Source organism: Mesorhizobium sp. CNPSo 4689, from assembly GCF_057784325.1.
On record NZ_JBWLUZ010000004.1, the window covers coordinates 234,115 to 252,219 of the forward strand.

Consider the following 18,105-nt stretch of genomic DNA (forward strand, 5'->3'; position numbering starts at 1 on the left):
GGGCCTCCGGTGGTGTCTCTGCCCGGGCACCAAGTCTCAGATTCTAGCCGCTATCCGCCGATATGCGGACCGTCACCACGCGCTTGCGCGAGTTCGACCTGGCGCTGACGCTCGGCATAGCGGGCGCGATCCTCATCCGAGCGCGCGTCGAAGCAATGCGGGCATGAGATGCCGGCGGCATAGCGCGGCGACAGCAGGTCCTCCGCGACCTGCGGATGCCGGCAGGCGCGGCAGAGCTCAGCCTCGCCCTCGGCGAGGCCATGCGATACCGAGACGCGCTCGTCGAAGACGAAGCATTCGCCTTGCCACAGGCTCTCCTCGGCTGGTACCTCTTCGAGGTATTTCAGGATACCGCCCTTGAGGTGGAACACGTCCTCGAAGCCGAGCGACTTCACATAGGCCGTCGCCTTCTCGCAGCGTATGCCGCCGGTGCAGAACATGGCGACCTTGCGGCCTTCCAGCTCTCCCCGGTGCTTCTCGACCCAGGCCGGGAACTCACGAAAACTCGATGTCGCCGGATCGACGGCGCCCTTGAAGGTGCCGATCGACACTTCGTAGGCATTGCGCGTATCGATGACGACGGTGTCGGCGTTCGAGATCAGCGCGTTCCAGTCGGCCGGCGCGACATAGGTGCCGGCACTCGCTGCCGGGTCTATATCCTCAACGCCCATGGTGACGATCTCACGCTTCAGCCGCACCTTCATGCGGTGGAAAGGCATACTGGCGGAGCTGCTGTATTTGACCTCGAGGCCGGCGAGGCCTTCGATCGATTGCAGATGATCGATCAGCGCGGCGATATCGGCCTCGCTACCGGCAACCGTGCCGTTGATGCCCTCATGCGCAAGCAGCAGCGTGCCCTTGATGCCGCGCCCGCAGCAGAAGGCGGCGAGCGGCGCGCGCAGCGCTTCGAAGCCGTCGAGTCGGGCAAAACGGTAGAGCGCGGCGACGCGAACAGGTTGATTGCGGGTGGACCTTGTCATCGCCAAGCCACTAAACTCTGCTGAAAGCCAATTCAAGGCAGAGCGAACGGCACAGCCTTGGGCGTTGCAAGCGGCCCGGTGCGCGTGACATCGCGACACGCCTCGTTTCGTGGACTCGGAATCTGCCTTCTGCTAATCGGTTGAAATCATCGATACCGGAGAGACAAGCGAATGCCCAGCAAGACCGAAAAGCTCCTGTCGCTCCTCAATGGCCAGCCGGTCATCCCGGTGCTGAAGATCGCCGACGTCAAGGACGCCGTGCCGCTGGCACGTGCACTCACCGCAGGCGGCCTGCCGGCAATCGAGATCACGCTCAGGACCGCCGACGCGCTGGAAGCGATCCGCCGCGTGGCCGGCGAAGTCGAGGGCGCCGTCGTCGGCGCCGGCACCATTCTCGATGCCCGTCAGTTCGACGAAGCGGCCAGCGCCGGTTCGAAATTCATCGTCAGCCCCGGCATCACGAACCAGCTTCTGGCGGCGGCAAAGGACAGTGCCGTGCCGCTGCTGCCCGGAGCCATCACGCCCGGCGAGATCATGGCCGCGCGCGAAGCCGGCTTGCGCTTCCTGAAATTCTTCCCGGCCGAACAGTCCGGCGGCATCGCCTCGCTGAAAGCCTTCGCCTCGCCGCTCGCCGACGTGAAATTCTGCCCGACCGGCGGCATCACCGGCAAGAACGCCGCCGAGTATCTAAGCCTGCCCAACGTCATCTGCGTCGGCGGCTCCTGGGTGGCGCCGGACGAATTGGTCAAGGCCGGCAAGTGGGACGAGATCGAAGTCCTGGCGAGTGCGGCAAGCAAGCTCAACCGATAGCGCTCTTCTCCCGAAGGAATGAAAAAACCCGGCCGGCTTTCGCCGACCGGGCCAGGATTTTGCTGCTTTGAACAGGATCAGTGGCAGACTTTGACCTTTTCAACGACCTTGTGGTGATGCACCCAGTGCGTGACCAGTTTGGTCCTGCAGTGATGCTTGCCGGTCTTGATGATCACCGTTTCGGCCTGCGTGGGAACGACAGCCGCGGAAACAGCAGCCAGAGCCAGAACTGACGCCAATAGAATGTTCTTCATGAATATCCCCAAAGTTGGAACGCACGCATCCTAACCCGGAAAAGAGCGCGCCGTTCCGCCTTCACGAGAAGTTTAGTCCGCCGTGATCTTGCCGGCTCAGACTTCGGTCGGCCTTGGATGATCGCTGTTGCCGGCTGGTTCCCGCTCATGGGCTCGAACCACGATTCACGCCTTCAAAGGGCGCTGTCCTACCATTAGACGAAGCGGGATGAATGGTGCCTGCTGGTTAGCATCCCGGTGCAACGAAAGCCAGCGTGAGGCCGTGACGTTCTCCCTGTTTGCAACAACAGGCCGCACCCCGAAAAAGCAAAAGTCGCGCCGGTTGCCCGGCGCGGCTTTGGTTGGTTTGATCGATCGGCTACTTGGTCTGGAAGCGGGCGACCGAAAGGAACTTGACCGCGTTGCCGGTGAACCGGTTGGGATCCACCGTCTCGCTGTCCGGCTGGAAGCCGGCCGTATAGACCTCGCTCGGCGGCGTGTGCACGATGTTGTAGGCATAGCGCGGCGCGGTCGTCGGGCTGGAAACGGTAGCGACGTATTCGTTGCTGTTCAGCGCCCAGCGCGCCGCCTGCGGCGCGGCTGCAACCACCACCGCCTTCGGGCCGGGCTTCAGATCGCGGGCGGTGGCCCTGGCTTCCTTGCGCGTCGTCTTCACGCCAGCGCCGATCGCCAGTGCGGGATCGGTACCGGCGGGACGGGCAACAATGGCATCGCGCGGCGATGCCACATCGACACCGGCCGGATCGTTGAATGCCGAGCGCGGCCCAGAGAGCGAGGCGACCTGATAGTCGCCGCCCGCAGCGGCATCGCTCGTTGCACTGACCCGCTCGAGAACCGCTTTGACCTCATCCTGCCCGACCTGATCCGGCTTGACCTCATCCGGACGCGCGGACGGCAAGACCGAGAACGCATCGGTCGCGGTCGTGTTGTGCTGGGCCGTATCGGCCAGCGCCAGCAGAACATTCTTGTCCTGCGGTGCGAGATCGGCCGGCAGGTCCGGACGCCAGGACGGCAGCGGAATGTTGTTGACCGCAACCTGTGCCGGGTCGGCGGCAGTCGCATTGGCATCGGTTGCATTGGCCGGGTCGGTTATGCCGAACGGAACATTGACCGGCGCATGCGCAGTCGCCACCGTCTGCTCGGTGCTGGCGGTGGTTTCCGCCGTGCCGAATGGAACGTTTTCAGGTGTCTGCGCACCAACGTCGGCCTTCGGACGCGGGGCGAAGTCAGGCAGCGGAATCTCTTTGGCCGGCAGCGCCGCGATGATCGTCTCCGGCGTATCCTGCTGCGGCTCGGGTTCGGCTGCGTTCTCGTCGGCAAGCTGCGGGATGTCGGCGCGCTGCGCATCCTTCGGCGACACGATGGCTATGCCAGGCAAATTGCTCGTCTTGGCGCTCGCCGCCGGCTTTGCGGTCTTCGGTTTGGGCGCGGGCGCCGCGCTCGCCACATCGGCACTGTCGTCGGCCTCGTCGTCGCCGCCGCCAAAGAAGGCAGAAAGGAAGCCACCGGATTTCTTGTAGCTGCCGCCGGCGCTGGCCAGTTCGATGGCGGGAGAGCCGGAGCCCTTGCGCGCCTTGTAGGAGGCCAAGGCCTGCTGATAGCCAGGCAGCGGCTTGCCATCGCTCGGCACATGCAGCGTCTTGCCGTTGGGGAACACGCGCACGAGTTCCTGGCGGCTGATGCCCGGCCAGTGACGCACATTGCCGACATCCATGTGCACGAAGGGCGAGCCCGACGACGGATAATAGCCGACGCCGCCGCCTTGCATCCTCAAGCCAATGTCGCGCAGCTTCTTCAGCGGCACGCCTGGAATGTAGAAGTCCATGGCCTTGCCGAGCATGTGCTGGCTTTTCTCGGCAACGCCCCGGCTGCGGCTGCGCAGCATCGAGTTCGTCGACGGCGAGCGATAGCCGCAGACCACCTGGATATAGTCGGTGGCACCGCTCTGCCGATAGGCCTCCCACACCAGATCGAGCAGGCGCGGGTCCATCTTGGTCGGCTCGTTGCGGCGCCAGTCGCGCAGGATGATGTTGATCTTTCGCAAACCCTCCGGAACGTAGCGGCCATTTCGCTTGTAGACGATTTCGGCCTTTTCGTGCGTATGGAGGTGATAAAGCTTCAGCGAGCGTGTATCGGCGCTTGCGCCGGTCGCGGCTGCGGACAGGAACGAAACAGCAAGGATCACCGCTGCCAGCCATCTCGGCCAGACGCTCATGTGATAGTGCCGCCCGTCTTTGTGTCGTTCGACTTTGTTCAAATCAAAAGGCCTTGCAGGCTGCCGTTTGTCCCCGGATTTGCCCAAACGGATGCGTGGTTGATCACATCCGAATATCGATCCTAATGGTTAATCATCGCTTATTGAAGCCGAAATGCGGTAACACCGTGGCGATATCCCGTCAAAAATAATGCACGGGGTTTCTTGGTAAACTGCTGGCTTAGATCATGATTCCGCCTCCGATCGAAACACGATCTGTTACCGCCAGCCTTAATGCGTGAACGCAACCGCCACTATGCCCAGCGCATTGCCCGGTCGAAACCGTCGATCTCGTCACGACAACGAGGTGTGCAAGCTGGTCCGGACCCTGCGGGACAAGGCCTTCCCGTCAGGAAGCGAGCCGTTCTATGCGGCCGCTTTCCGGGTCGATGCCGTATTCCTTGAGCTTCCTGTACAGCGTCGAGCGGCCGATGCCGAGACGGCGCGCGACCTCGCTCATCTGGCCGTTATAGTGATCGATCGCCAGCTTGATCATTTCAAGTTCGACATCGGCCAGCGCGCGCACATTGCCGCGCTCGTCCAGCGCCCTGAGCGTACCGAAACGCGGCTGCAGCCTGGTAGGCGGATCAGCTTCGCCGACCGCAAACCCTTCATCGTCGGCCGCAACACCGTTGGCGCGTGGCGAATCGTCGGAAGCCGGGCCGGGACCGGGCATCGCGAGCTCGGCATCGAGATTGACCGTGCCTTCCAGTTGCGCGCGGATCTGCGGGAATTCCTCTTCCGTCAGCACATCGCCCTCGGCGAGCACCGAGGCCCGGAAGACGGCGTTTTCCAGTTGCCTGATGTTGCCCGGCCAGTCATAGGCCTGCAGCATGGCAAGCGCCGTGGCCGAAATGCCGTGCAGGCGACGGCGCGGATCGGCCGGCGCGACCTTCTCCATGAAGTGCCTGACCAGATAGGGAATGTCGTCGCGGCGGTCGCGCAGCGGCGGCACGAAGATTGGATAGACGTTCAGCCGGTAGAACAGATCCTCGCGGAACTTGCCGTCCTTGACCTGCTGCAAGAGGTTACGGTGCGTCGCCGAGATCAACCTGATGTCGACCCTGACGGTTGAGCGGCCGCCGACCGGATCGACCTCGCCATCCTGGACGGCGCGCAGCAGCTTGACCTGCACGTCGAGCGGCAGGTCGCCGATCTCGTCGAGGAACAGCGTGCCCGAATGCGCCTCGACGAACTTGCCGGTGTGTTTTTCGGTGGCGCCGGTGAACGAGCCCTTCTCATGGCCGAACAGGATCGATTCGACCAGATTGTCGGGGATGGCGCCGCAATTGACGGTGACGAAAGGCTTCGAGCGGCGGTCGCCGCTGCCCTGGATGGCGCGCGCCACCAGTTCCTTGCCGACGCCCGATTCGCCTTCGATCAGGATCGGGATGTTGGACGCCGCCGCCTTCTGGCCGAGGCGGATCACGCGGTCCATCGCCGGGCTGTGGGTGATCATGTCCTTGAAGGTCAGATGGCCGCCGCGCCGCCGCGACGTTCGCTTCATCTCGTCCTCGACCGCCTCGACTTTGAGCGCGTTGCCGATCGCTGTCTGCAGCCTGTCGGGAGAGGCCGGCTTGACCACGAAATCGAACGCGCCATGGCGCATCGCCGAAACGACGGTTTCGATGCCGCCCTGCGCGGTCTGCACGATGACCGGCACATGGATGCCGCGCTCGCGCATCGCCTTGAGCACGCCGATACCGTCGAGGCCCGGCATGACCAGATCGAGGATGACAACCGAGACCTCGCGTGCATTGGGCCCGTCGAGGACGCCGAGACCGGCTTCGCCGCCGTCGGCGACGATCGCGCCGTGGCCGAATTTCGTCACCGCCGCCTCGAGCAGCCTGCGCTGCACGGGATCGTCATCGACTATGAGTATGGAACCTGTCATGACTGTCTTGGATGCCCGCCTGAGAAATTCCCCATGGATCATCTTGGCACAGGGTTCTAAACAAGGTTTCAAAAAACCCGGTGAACGAATTCCTTAGGATTTGACCGGCTTCTCCTTTCCCCTTGATTCCGGAAGGTATTGTTGATGCGCATGATGTTCGATCGGCGGCTTGCGGCGCCAGCAATCGGTCACGGCGCGTCCGAGTTGGGCGATCTGCCGGAATGGAACCTCGCCGATCTCTACTCCGGCATGGAGGCTCCCGAACTGAAGCGCGACATTGCGAGCGCCGCAAGCGATGCCACCGCCTTCGAGAGCCGCTGGAAGGGAACGCTGGCAGCCGAGGCTGAGCGCGGCAGCGCCGGCAGGCTGGGCGAAGCGCTGCGCGCCTATGAGGCACTGGAGGAACTGATCGGCCGCATCGTCTCCTATGCCGGGCTGGTCTATGCCGGCAACACGGCCGATCCGCAGCGCGCCAAGCTCTATGGCGATATCCAGGAGAAGATGACCGACGCCAGCGCGCATCTTCTGTTCTTCGCGCTCGAGCTGAACCTGATCGACGATGCCGTGATCGAGAGCGCGCTCGCAGCCGACGCTGGCTTCGCCCATTACCGGCCCTGGGTGCTCGACCTGCGCAAGGACAAGCCGTTCCAACTCGAGGACCGGGTCGAGCAGCTCTTCCACGAAAAGTCGATCACCGGGCGCGGCGCCTGGAACCGGCTGTTCGACGAGACGATGACGGATCTGCGCTTTGACGTCGGCGGCGAGGAGCTGGCGCTGGAGCCGGCACTGAACCGCCTGCAGGACGCCGACGGCGAGCTGCGGCGCCAGGCTTCCGAAGCGCTGGCCGCCACCTTCCGCAAGAATTTGCGCACCTTCACCTTGATCACCAACACGCTGGCCAAGGACAAGGAGATCTCCGACCGCTGGCGTGGCTTTGAGGACATCGCCGATTCACGCCATCTCGCCAACCGCGTCGAGCGCAGCGTCGTCGACGCGCTGGCCTTGGCCGTACGCGAAGCCTATCCGCGCCTGTCGCACCGCTACTACGCGATGAAAGCGCGCTGGCTGGGCATGGAGGTGATGAACCACTGGGACCGCAACGCGCCCTTGCCCGAGACCCCGCAGGCGGTCATCCGCTGGGACGACGCCAGGGACACGGTGCTGTCGGCCTATCAGCGCTTTTCGCCCGACATGGCCGAAATCGCCCGGACCTTCTTCGACCGCAACTGGATCGACGCACCGGTCAGGCCGGGCAAGTCGCCCGGCGCCTTCGCCCATCCGACCGTGCCGTCGGCGCATCCCTATGTGCTGCTCAACTACATGGGCAAGCCGCGCGATGTGATGACGCTGGCGCATGAGCTTGGCCACGGCGTCCACCAGGTGCTGGCCGGTGGCCAGGGCGCATTGATGGCCTCGACGCCGCTGACGCTCGCCGAGACGGCGTCCGTCTTCGGCGAGATGCTGACCTTCCGTTCGCTGCTCAACCAGACCACCGACAGGCGCGAGCGCAAGGCCATGCTCGCCCAGAAGGTCGAGGACATGATCAACACCGTCGTGCGCCAGATCGCCTTCTACGAATTCGAGCGCAAGGTGCATGCCGAGCGCAAGAACGGCGAACTGACCTCCGACCGGCTCGGCCAGTTCTGGCTGGAGGTGCAGGCCGAAAGCCTCGGACCGGCGATCAAGCTGCGCGATGGCTACGAAGTGTTCTGGACCTACATCCCGCACTTCATCCATTCGCCCTTCTACGTCTATGCCTATGCCTTCGGCGATTGCCTGGTGAACTCGCTCTATGCGGTCTACCAGAATGCCGAGCGCGGCTTTCAGGAGAAGTATTTCGAGATGCTGCGCGCCGGCGGCACCAAGCATCATTCCGAGCTTCTGGCGCCCTTCGGCCTCGACGCCACCGATCCCGCCTTCTGGCAAATCGGGCTCAGCGTGATCGGCGGCCTGATCGACGAACTGGAAGCGCTGGACAAGTGACAGGCGGTCTCGACACTCGGCTTAATCAAAATAGATTAGCCGAAGCGCATGTTGGGACCGTTCTATTCTTGTCCTAAATATCTGTTCTTGAACAACTCTCGGTGGAATTTTTCCGTTAGCTTTCCGCAGGCCGTATGATAGCGTCCCGCCTCAAGCTCAGCCGGACGCACTGCTCAGGCCAGGGACACTCTCGGCCGGTCGTGGCGCCTTGGCGAATGCGATGGCGGCCGTTGGCCATGGGTGTGTAAAACCCGATCGCCGACAGGTCGATGAAGCCGGCAGTTCCGTCAACCGCGGAACCACCTTTGAATGATCCTTGCGCCAAGGTCATCACTCCGGCCACGGCAGACGGATCGGAGTGGAGAGAGACAATGGGCACTTTTTTCTACATGCTCCTGGCGTTCGTTGTAGGTGTGTTGGTTGGCTGGTTCCTCTGGGGTCGCCTGCGCGGCGAGCTCGACAGTTTGCGCGGCGATCTGGACCGCACGCGCAGCGAACGTGACAAGCTTCGTGCCGAGCTGGATGCATGTGGCCGCGCCCGCGCCGATCTCGAGCGCCAGCTGCGCGAAGCGCCCGCCGCATCCGGCACCGCGAAGGCCGCCGGGCAGGCACCGGCCGCGCTGATGTCGACACCCGCAACGGCTCCGGCCAAACCCGCCGCCGCCAAGCCCGCTGCCAAGCCAGCCTCCGCCAAGCCAGCCGCTGCGGCTAAGAAACCCTCCGCTGCCAAGACCGCGGCCGTGCCAAAGCCGGCAGCGAAAGCCGCCGCCCCCAAGGCTGCTGCGTCCAAACCGGCCGCGGCGAAGAAAGCAGTACCGGCTTCGGCCAAGGCGGCAGCTGGCAAGCCCGACAATCTGCGCCGCTTGATCGGCATCGGCCCGGTCAACGAAAAGCTACTCAAGGGCCTGGGGGTCACCTCCTACGCCCAGATCGCCGCCTGGACGGAAGCCGACGTCAAGCGGATCGAGGACGTGCTGAATTTCGACGGCCGTATCGCGCGAGAGCAATGGATCGACCAGGCGAAGCTTTTGGCCGCCGGCGACGAAAATGGATTCGCCCGACGCTTCCCGACCGCGGGAACCGCCAACAACACCTGAGCGTATTCAGCCTGCGGGCCACAATGGCGGCGCCCCGTGCCGCCATTGTTTTTGTAGCCGTGCAACCTTTGCGTCCTTGGACGCCGCTCCCTCGATTGCACGCGGGCGAGCCCCCATATAGAGCGATCGCTGGCGTCACAGACCGCAGCATCCGAGCCCCAATGTCCCTGCCCTCCGCCATCTTCCGCAATGATGCGAGCGCGCGTCAGCTCGTCTTCGACCATCCGGCCGAAATCATCACGGCGCATGAAGCGCGCGATTTCCTGCCGGCGCTGGAAGCCGCGCAGGCGGCGAGCGACGCAGGCAAATGGCTGGCCGGCTATTTCTCCTACGAGGCGGGTTACCTGCTCGAGCCGAAACTGGTGCCGCTGCTGCCCGAGGGCCGGCGCGCGCCGCTGGTCTGCCTCGGCGTTTTCGATGCCCCGCTCGAGCAGGCCTTGCCGCAAAACACTGCGCCGGCCACCAATGGTCCGATCTTCGACGCCAGGGCCGCTTGGTCCGCCGAAGATTACGCCAGACGCTTCGCACGGCTGCATGACCACATCCGCAAGGGCGACTGCTATCAGGGCAACCTGACCTTTCCAGTCAACGCGCAATGGTCGGGCGATCCGCTCGCCGCCTTCAATGCGTTGACCGAGCGCCAGCCGGTGAAGTACGGCGCGCTGGTTGCGCTCGGCGATCCGATCGTGCTGTCGCGCTCGCCCGAACTGTTCTTCGAGATCTACGCCGACGGCATGATCGAGACGCATCCGATGAAGGGCACGGCGCCGCGCGGCGCGACCAAGGCCGAGGACGCCAAGTTGAAGGCGTTCCTGCGCAACGACGAGAAGAACCAGGCCGAGAACCGGATGATCGTCGACCTCCTGCGCAACGACATTTCGCTGATCAGCGAGGTCGGCACGCTTGAGGTGCCCGAACTGTTCCGCATCGAGACCTATCCGACGGTGCACCAGATGGTGAGCCGTGTGCGGGCGAAGCTCCTGCCGGATGTCAGCATCCGCCAGATCCTGGCTGCGCTGTTTCCCTGCGGCTCGATCACCGGCGCGCCGAAAATACGCGCCATGGAGATACTGCACGAATTGGAAGGCGTGCCGCGCGACGTCTATTGCGGCGCCATCGGCTGGATCGCGCCCGGCGGCACGATGCGCTTTTCCGTGGCGATCCGCACCATCTCGCTCTTTTCCAGCGGCGAGGCCGTCTACAATGTCGGCGGTGGCGTCGTCTTCGATTCCACGGCCGAGGAGGAGTATCGGGAGTGTCTGCTGAAAGCACGCTTCGCGACGGGAACGCCGCCGATTTCGAGCTGATCGAGACCATGCGCTGGGAACCCGGCGCGGGGTTCCTGCGCTTCGATCGCCATCTCGCACGGCTTTATGGCTCGGCTGCGGAGCTGGGCTTTGCATGCGATCCGCAACGGGTCGGCGAAGCGCTCATGAATACGGTTGGCCGACAGGAGACGGCATTGCGCACCCGCCTTGTCCTGGCGCGCAATGGCGAGGCGACGGCCTCGGTGCAGCCTTACGAACCGCTGGCAGCCGACAAGGTCTGGAGGTTGCAATTGGCGCGGGTGCGGCTCGATTCCAGCGATACGCTGCTGCGCCACAAGACCAGTCGGCGACAGACCTACATCCATGCCCGCGCCGAATATCTCATCACCCAGGCCGACGAGGTGCTTTTAGCCAACGAGCGCGGTGAACTCTGCGAGGGCACGATCACCAATCTCTTCGCCGACTTCGGCGACGGCGTGCTGATGACGCCCCGCCTCGATTGCGGCCTGTTGCCTGGCGTATTGCGCGGCGAGTTCCTGGACGAAGGCCGCGCCGCCGAAGCGATCTACAGCTTTGACGATCTGAAATCGGCCAGGGCGATCTACGTCGGCAATTCGCTGCGCGGGCTGATCCCGGCCAGATTGGCCTGACGCAGGCGGGAGATAGCGATGTTCGTCGTTTCGCTGAACTACAAGGTGCCGCTCGCCGAGATCGACCGGCTGGCGCCGGCGCATGTCGAATGGCTGAAGGCCTGCTACGTCGAAGGTATCTTTGTCGCGTCCGGACCGAAGAACCCAAGGACTGGCGGCGTCATCATCGCGCGCGGTCCGCGCGATGTGCTGGATGCCAGGCTGGCAGCCGACCCGTTCGCCAAGGCGGGTGCCGCCGACTACGACGTCACCGAATTCACCGCGAGGATGACCGCCGCCGGGTTGGACGCCTTCAACGAAGCATGACCTCTCGCCAGCCCACCCATACGCCCTATGACGGCTCGTCCAAACTCTTCACCATCGGGCTGAAGCCGCTCGACCCTGACCGGTGGATCGAGGTCGACGAACATCTGCTGCCGCATCTCGCCGAGAAACGCCGGCTCTATGCGGAAATCCCCGAAAGGGTCTTTGTCGAGGAAGACGGTACTCGCGACGCGCAGCGCGAAGTGCTCGACCTGCTCGGCGAGCATCTGCTGACGAAGCATCCTGACATCTATCGGCGCTCCGGCGACGGGATCGAGGTGGTTGGCGCCGGGAAATTTGGCGGGCCTGATGCAGGCTTACGATACGCGCCGCTCATCGCGGCGTCGCTGCTGGTCCAGGATGACCTGATCCTGATGCGGCGGGACGAAAGCGGCTGGCGCCTCGTCGCCGGCTCGCTTTGCTTTCCCTCGTCATGGTCGCTCACCGAAAAATTCGGCAAGCCGCTGCAGCAGATCCACGCGCCGGTGCCAGGTTTCGGGCCGGGCACGCGACCGGCCGATCTCATCAACCGTATGTTCGACGGCCTTCAGGGCCAGGCGGTCAAGCGCTACAACTGGTCGATCCAGGCAGGCGACGCGCTCTACCATCCCCTCTCCAACGTCGAGCGCATCGACCGCGCCAGCAACCGCCCGACGCGATTCCCTGATGGCGACGTCGACGCCCACGCCTTCATCCGCGTCGAGCGGCAGACGCTCAGGAAGCTGACCGTCTCGCGCGACGTGCTGTTCACCATCCGCATCCATCTCGATCCGCTCAAGGTGCTGGCCAGCCATCCCGACAGGCAAGCGCTGGCTGTGTCTTTCGCCGCGCAGCTTCAGGAGCTTGACCAGGCCCAGCTCGACTACAAGGGGCTGACCGCCGACCGCAACCGGTTGGTCGCCTTCCTCGACGACATGGCCAAGGCGGCTTAACCAAATGCGCAAGCCGGCCTGGCCGGCGGTTGGCGCTTTTCACTGGTTTATGACAATGATCTGTGGTGTAGCGCTTGGCCGTCCGGCGCAAATGCCCGGCTTTTCCCCCCGCGTGCTGAAGGAGTGTTCGATAAAATGGCGAATGAAAACTGGCCCGTTTACGGTGAAATCACCGGCCCGGTCGTGATGGTCGGCTTCGGCTCGATCGGACGGGGAACGCTGCCGCTGATCGAGCGCCATTTCAAGTTCGACAAGTCGCGCATGACGGTCATCGACCCGCGCGACACCGACCGCAGGCTGCTCGACGAGCGCGGCATCGCTTTCGTCCAGGAGGCGGTGACCGAGAAGAACTACAAGAAGCTCTTGACGCCGCTTCTGACCAATGGCGGTGGCAAGGGCTTTTGCGTCAACCTGTCGGTCGACACCGGCTCGGTGGACCTGATGCGGCTCTGCCGCAAGCTCGGCGTGCTCTACATCGACACGGTCGTGGAGCCGTGGCTCGGTTTCTATTTCGATGCCAAGGCCGACAATGCCAGCCGCACCAACTATGCGCTGCGCGAAGCGATGATCAAGGAAAAGCATGAGAAGCCCGGCGGTGCGACGGCGATTTCGACCTGCGGCGCCAATCCCGGCATGGTCTCTTGGTTCGTCAAGCAGGCGCTGCTGAACCTCGCCACCGATCTCGGCCTCGAGTTTCCCGAGCCGGCGCAGGACGACCGTGACGGCTGGGCCAGGCTGATGAAGAAGGCCGGCGTCAAGGGCATCCACATCGCCGAGCGCGACACCCAGCGCACCAAAAAGCCTAAGCCGATGAACGTGTTCTGGAACACCTGGTCGGTCGAGGGCTTCATCTCCGAGGGCCTGCAGCCGGCCGAGCTCGGCTGGGGCACGCATGAGAAATGGATGCCGAAGAACGGCAAGAAGCACAAGCATGGCTCCAAGGCGGCGATCTATCTGGAACAGCCCGGCGCCAACACCCGCGTGCGCTCGTGGTGCCCGACGCCCGGCCCGCAATACGGTTTCCTGGTGACGCATAACGAGGCGATCTCGATCGCCGATTTCTTCACCGTGCGCGGCAAGAAGGGCAAGGTGCAGTACCGCCCGACCTGCCACTATGCCTATCATCCCTGCAATGACGCCCTACTGTCGCTGCACGAGATGTTCGGCGCCGCCGGCAAGTCGCAACCCGTGCATCACGTGCTTGACGAGAACGAGCTGGTCGACGGCGTCGACGAGCTTGGCGTCCTGCTCTACGGCCACGACAAGAACGCCTACTGGTATGGCTCGCAGCTGTCGCTGGCCGAGGCGCGCAAGCTGGCGCCCTATCAGAACGCCACCGGCATGCAGGTCACGTCGGCGGTGCTCGCCGGCATGGTCTGGGCGCTGGAAAACCCTGAAGTCGGCATCGTCGAGGCCGATGAGATGGACTACAAGCGCTGCCTGGAAGTGCAGTCGCCCTATCTCGGGCCGGTCAAGGGCTACTACACCGACTGGACGCCGCTCGATAACCGCCCGGGGCTTTTCCCCGAGGATCTCGACCACAACGACCCGTGGCAATTCCGCAACATCCTGGTGCGATAGCGGTTCCACCAGCATGTCCGACTGCCTTGCAATCGCCCGGAAATCGGGCGATTGAAGGGATGCGGCCTAGAGCGACGTGCCTCCATTTGGAAAGTACGCTCTAGCACTTTGGATGCACGCATCGTGCTTTCCGAAAATCGCATCGATTTTCGGGCCGATGCTTGAGGAGAGGGTTTTTAGAAATGACGATTGCGCGCAAAGTTCTTTCTATGGGCGCCGCGGGCGCCCTGGCGACGATGCTTGCCGGCTGCATGACGGGCGGCCCCGAGGCGCCGCCGATGGCGTCTGGACCGAAAGGCGTCGAAGGCTCCTGGATCGATGCCAAAGGCACCGGCCTGTCGACCTTCGCGGCCGGCAGCTTCGCCACCGTCGCGACCGATACCGGCCAGAAGCTCGCCGAAGGCAGCTACACCATGACCGGCGCCACCTCGGTCGAGATCCACGGCACCTCGCTCATCCGCCAGACGCCGGTCAGCTTCAACTGCCTGATGGTCTCCACCAGCCAGCTCAACTGCACCAGCGCGGCCGGGCAGAATTTCGTGCTGACGCGCCGGGCCTAAAGCATTTTGCAGCCCAGGTGTATTCACTTGGCATCCTATGAAATGCGGCTGAAATAGCCTGGTACGACATCGATCCATCCAAAAGACGGCGGCGCGAGCCGCCGTCTTTTTTATGCCGGCAAACATCGTCCTGATTTCCACTTGCATCGATGAAAACGCGATGTGAACATGACGCAAAAGCTGGCTGTTATGCCCCCAGTCAAGCAAGGGCGTTAAATGCCTCTGGTCAGGTTCATCCGGGAGACGAATATGAAGAAGTTTGCCGCCATTGCCGCCCTGTCGGCATCCACGCTTGGCCTGTCGGCCGGCGCATCCTTTGCCGACTACACACTGAACATCCTGCATATCAACGACTGGCACAGCCGCATCGAGGGCAACAACAAATACGAGTCGACCTGTTCGGCCGAAGAGGAGACCAAGGGCGAATGCATCGGCGGCGCCGGCCGCCTGATCACCGCGATCGCGCAGGAGCGCAAGAAGCTGGAAGGCCAGAATGTGCTGCTGCTCAGCGCCGGCGACAATTTCCAGGGCTCGCTGTTCTACACCACCTACAAGGGCAAGGTCGAAGGCGAGTTCCTCAACGAGATGAAATTCGACGCCATGGCGCTCGGCAATCACGAGTTCGACGACGGCGAGACCGCACTTGCTCCGTTCCTCGACATGATCAAGTTCCCCGTGCTGGGCGCCAATGTGAAGGCCAACGCGCAATCCAAGCTAGGCGACCGCGTCAAGCCATCGATCGTGGTCGAAGTCGGCGGCCAGAAGATCGGCATCATCGGCGCCGTCACCAACGACACGCCGGAACTGGCTACGCCTGGCCCCAACATCACCATCGAGGACGACGTCAAGTCGATCACATCAGAGGTCGAGAAGCTGAAGGGCGAAGGCGTCAACAAGATCATCGCGGTGACCCATATCGGCTACAACCGCGAGCGCGACGTCATCGCCAAGATCCCCGGCATCGACGTGGTGGTCGGCGGCCACAGCCATACGCTTTTGTCGAACACCGATCCGAAGGCGGCGGGCCCCTATCCGACGATGGTCGACAACCCCGACGGCTATAAGGTGCCGGTCGTGCAGGCGGCGTCCTATTCGAAATATCTCGGCGAGTTCAAGGTCGTGTTCGACGACAATGGCGTCGTCAAGGAAGCCAGCGGCGATCCGATCTTTCTCGACAAGTCGATCACGCCCGATCCCGCCGTGCTTGCCCGCATCAAGGAACTCGGCGCGCCGATCGAGGAACTGAAGAACAAGGAGGTGGCCGAGACCACCAAGCCGATCGACGGCAGCCGAGAGAATTGCCGCACCCGCGAATGCGAGATGGGCAATCTCGTCTCCGACGCGATCCTCGACCGCGTCAAGGGCCAGGGCGTCGAGATCGTCATCTCGAACGGCGGCGGACTGCGCGCCTCGATCGACCAGGGCACCGTGACCATGGGCGAAGTGCTGACCGTGCTGCCGTTCCAGAACACGCTGGCGACATTCAAGATCTCGGGCAAGGATCTGGTGGCCGGGCTGGAAAGTGGCCTCAGCCAGATCGAGGACGGCGCCGGGCGCTTCCCGCAGGTCGCCGGCCTGAAATATTCCTTCGACAAGTCGGTCGCGCCCAATGCCGGACGCGTCAAGTCGGTCGAAGTCATGGAGGGTGGCGCCTGGACACCACTCAATCCGGACAAGGACTATCTGGTCGCCACCAACAACTATGTCCGCCAGGGCGGTGACGGCTACAAGGTCTTCGCCGAAAAGGCCCAGAATGCCTATGACTACGGTCCGGGCCTCGAACAGGTGGTCGCCGACTATCTCGGCGCGCACCGGCCCTATACGCCGAAGCTCGACGGCCGCATCACCGAAATAGCCGCAACCGTCGCGGCGGCTCCCGCGGCCGAGCCGGCCAAACCAGCCGAGCCGGCGATGCCAGCCTTGCCGGACAACTCTGGCGACATCGCCACGACCCCGCCGACCGTCCCGGCCGAAACCGCTCCTGCGGCGCCCGCACCGGCGGAGCCGGCCAAACCCGCAGAAGCAGCACCGGCCCCTGCCCCGGCCGCGGAACCCGCCAAGCCGGCAGAGGCTGCCCCGGCCGCGCCAGCCGAAGCCAGCCATGTCATCGTCGCCGGCGACACGTTCTGGGATCTGGCCAAGAACGCCTATGGCGACGGCACCAAGTGGAAGGCGATTTCCGAAGCCAACAAGGGCTACGAGCCGCGCCGTCTGCCGCTCGGCGCGACCCTGACGATTCCGCCTGCGGCGAAGTAGTCCTTTCGCAGAAACTCACAACACCCGTCTGGGAAACCAGGCGGGTGTTCTGCGTTCGGGTAAGGTGCGGCCAGACGCAGCATTGAAAACCGGCGCCGCATCGCTAGTTTCGCTGCGTCACCGGTGGTTCACGGTGCCCGGAGACCCGCATGACGCTTTCCAGTCCCGTCGACCCCAAAGCCGCGAAGGCGACTGCCCCGGCGGGTCATGCGCCGGTCAAGGCGGGCAAGATCGGCGTCATGCTGATCAATCTCGGCACGCCCGATGGCACCGACTTCACGCCGATGTGGCGCTATTTGAGGGAATTCCTCTCAGATCCGCGTGTGATCGAGTTGAATAAGGCGATCTGGTATCCGATCCTCTATGCTTTGGTCCTCACCACCAGGCCGAAAAAATCGGGCGCCAACTACGCCAGGATCTGGAACCGGGAGAAGAACGAGTCGCCGCTGCGCACCTACACCCGCGCCCAAAGCGAGAAGCTTGGCCAGGCGCTCGGTGACCTGCCCGAAGTCGTCGTCGACTGGGCGATGCGCTACGGCAACCCCTCGACGGCGAGCGTCGCCCAAAGACTGGTCGAGCAAGGCTGCGACCGCATCCTGTCTTTCCCGCTCTATCCGCAGTACTCGGCAACGACGACGGCGACCGCCAACGACCAGCTGTTTCGCGCGCTGATGAAGATGCGGGCGGCACCAGCCATCCGCAGCGTGCCGCCTTACTATGCCGAGCCTGTCTACATCGATGCACTCGCCCGCTCGATCGAGCGGCACCTTGCAAGCCTCGACTTCGAGCCGGAGGTGGTCATTACCTCCTATCACGGCATTCCGAAGCCTTATTCAGACAAGGGCGATCCCTATCAGGCCCATTGCCTGGAGACGACACGGCTGCTGCGCCAAAAGCTCGGCTGGAGCGACGAAAGGCTGATCACCACCTTCCAGTCGCGCTTCGGCGCGCAGGATTGGCTGCAGCCCTATACCGACAAGACGGTGGAGAAACTCGGGCATGACGGCGTGAAGTCGATCGCCGTCGTCAATCCCGGCTTCTCCGTCGATTGCATCGAGACGCTGGACGAGATCGGCCGCGAGGCCGCCGAAACCTTCCATCACGCCGGCGGCGAGCAATTCGCCCACATCCCTTGCCTCAACGACAGCGCCGAGGGCATGGCCGTCATCGAGGCGATGGTGCGGCGCGAGCTGGCGGGCTGGGTCTGACGGGCTTCGGCGGCACGAAAGCGGTGCGCAAAAGCCTTCGCTAACCAATATTCGTGATCACCTGATTGTAACGTT

15 protein-coding genes and 1 tRNA gene are annotated in these 18,105 nt (G+C 63.7%); 11 read left to right on the forward strand and 5 right to left on the reverse strand.

Annotation, left to right across the window (positions count from 1 at the left end):
- Positions 1–50 precede the first annotated feature (50 nt).
- A complete protein-coding gene (trhO, locus tag AC04SI_RS08775) occupies positions 51–980 on the reverse strand; it encodes an oxygen-dependent tRNA uridine(34) hydroxylase TrhO (protein ID WP_404276258.1) in 930 nt (309 codons plus the stop codon).
- Positions 981–1,151: 171 nt separating this feature from the next.
- On the opposite strand from trhO, the gene AC04SI_RS08780 reads away from it, so the two are divergent.
- Complete coding sequence (locus AC04SI_RS08780) at positions 1,152–1,790, forward strand: 2-dehydro-3-deoxy-phosphogluconate aldolase (protein WP_404276259.1); 639 nt, start codon at positions 1,152–1,154, stop codon at positions 1,788–1,790.
- Positions 1,791–1,867: 77 nt separating this feature from the next.
- Here AC04SI_RS08780 and AC04SI_RS08785 read toward each other — a convergent pair whose 3' ends face one another.
- The 4 genes from AC04SI_RS08785 to AC04SI_RS08800 form a co-directional block, all read right to left on the reverse strand.
- Positions 1,868–2,044, reverse strand: a complete 177-nt coding sequence (locus tag AC04SI_RS08785; protein WP_404276260.1) for a hypothetical protein — start codon at positions 2,042–2,044, stop codon at positions 1,868–1,870.
- A gap of 135 nt (positions 2,045–2,179) precedes the next feature.
- Positions 2,180–2,253, reverse strand: a tRNA-Gln gene (locus tag AC04SI_RS08790).
- Between the two features lie 149 nt (positions 2,254–2,402).
- On the reverse strand, positions 2,403–4,259 hold the full coding sequence (gene mepK, locus AC04SI_RS08795) for a peptidoglycan L,D-endopeptidase MepK (RefSeq protein WP_488474115.1): 1,857 nt from the start codon (positions 4,257–4,259) through the stop codon (positions 2,403–2,405).
- A 388-nt stretch (positions 4,260–4,647) separates the two neighbouring features.
- A complete protein-coding gene (locus AC04SI_RS08800) occupies positions 4,648–6,192 on the reverse strand; it encodes a sigma-54-dependent transcriptional regulator (RefSeq protein WP_404276262.1) in 1,545 nt (514 codons plus the stop codon).
- A gap of 144 nt (positions 6,193–6,336) precedes the next feature.
- Between AC04SI_RS08800 and AC04SI_RS08805 the strand changes: the two genes are divergently transcribed.
- The 10 genes from AC04SI_RS08805 to hemH all read left to right on the forward strand — a co-directional run bounded on the left by AC04SI_RS08805 (position 6,337) and on the right by hemH (position 18,030).
- Positions 6,337–8,175: a M3 family oligoendopeptidase gene (locus tag AC04SI_RS08805; protein ID WP_404276263.1), complete on the forward strand. Its 1,839-nt coding sequence runs from the start codon at positions 6,337–6,339 to the stop codon at positions 8,173–8,175.
- A 371-nt stretch (positions 8,176–8,546) separates the two neighbouring features.
- Complete coding sequence (locus tag AC04SI_RS08810; protein ID WP_404276265.1) at positions 8,547–9,272, forward strand: proton-conducting membrane transporter; 726 nt, start codon at positions 8,547–8,549, stop codon at positions 9,270–9,272.
- A 161-nt stretch (positions 9,273–9,433) separates the two neighbouring features.
- Positions 9,434–10,579: an aminodeoxychorismate synthase component I gene (locus AC04SI_RS08815; RefSeq protein ID WP_488474116.1), complete on the forward strand. Its 1,146-nt coding sequence runs from the start codon at positions 9,434–9,436 to the stop codon at positions 10,577–10,579.
- Positions 10,528–11,190, forward strand: a complete 663-nt coding sequence (locus AC04SI_RS08820) for an aminotransferase class IV family protein (protein WP_488474117.1) — start codon at positions 10,528–10,530, stop codon at positions 11,188–11,190. The genes AC04SI_RS08815 and AC04SI_RS08820 overlap by 52 nt, the downstream gene beginning before the upstream one ends.
- An 18-nt stretch (positions 11,191–11,208) precedes the next feature.
- The gene (locus AC04SI_RS08825) at positions 11,209–11,496 is read left to right on the forward strand and encodes a YciI family protein (protein ID WP_404276271.1); all 288 of its coding nucleotides are present in this window, start codon (positions 11,209–11,211) and stop codon (positions 11,494–11,496) included.
- Positions 11,493–12,425 carry a heme-dependent oxidative N-demethylase family protein gene (locus tag AC04SI_RS08830; protein WP_404276273.1) on the forward strand — a complete coding sequence of 311 codons (933 nt, stop codon included), beginning with the start codon at positions 11,493–11,495 and terminating at the stop codon, positions 12,423–12,425. Before AC04SI_RS08825 ends, AC04SI_RS08830 begins: the two co-directional genes overlap by 4 nt.
- A 135-nt stretch (positions 12,426–12,560) precedes the next feature.
- Positions 12,561–14,006: a homospermidine synthase gene (locus tag AC04SI_RS08835; protein WP_404276274.1), complete on the forward strand. Its 1,446-nt coding sequence runs from the start codon at positions 12,561–12,563 to the stop codon at positions 14,004–14,006.
- A 182-nt stretch (positions 14,007–14,188) separates the two neighbouring features.
- A complete protein-coding gene (gene omp10, locus AC04SI_RS08840; RefSeq protein ID WP_404276276.1) occupies positions 14,189–14,566 on the forward strand; it encodes an outer membrane lipoprotein Omp10 in 378 nt (125 codons plus the stop codon).
- A gap of 249 nt (positions 14,567–14,815) precedes the next feature.
- Positions 14,816–16,822, forward strand: a complete 2,007-nt coding sequence (locus AC04SI_RS08845; protein ID WP_404276277.1) for a 5'-nucleotidase C-terminal domain-containing protein — start codon at positions 14,816–14,818, stop codon at positions 16,820–16,822.
- A 149-nt stretch (positions 16,823–16,971) separates the two neighbouring features.
- Positions 16,972–18,030: a ferrochelatase gene (gene hemH, locus AC04SI_RS08850; RefSeq protein WP_488474118.1), complete on the forward strand. Its 1,059-nt coding sequence runs from the start codon at positions 16,972–16,974 to the stop codon at positions 18,028–18,030.
- Positions 18,031–18,105: the final 75 nt, after the last annotated feature.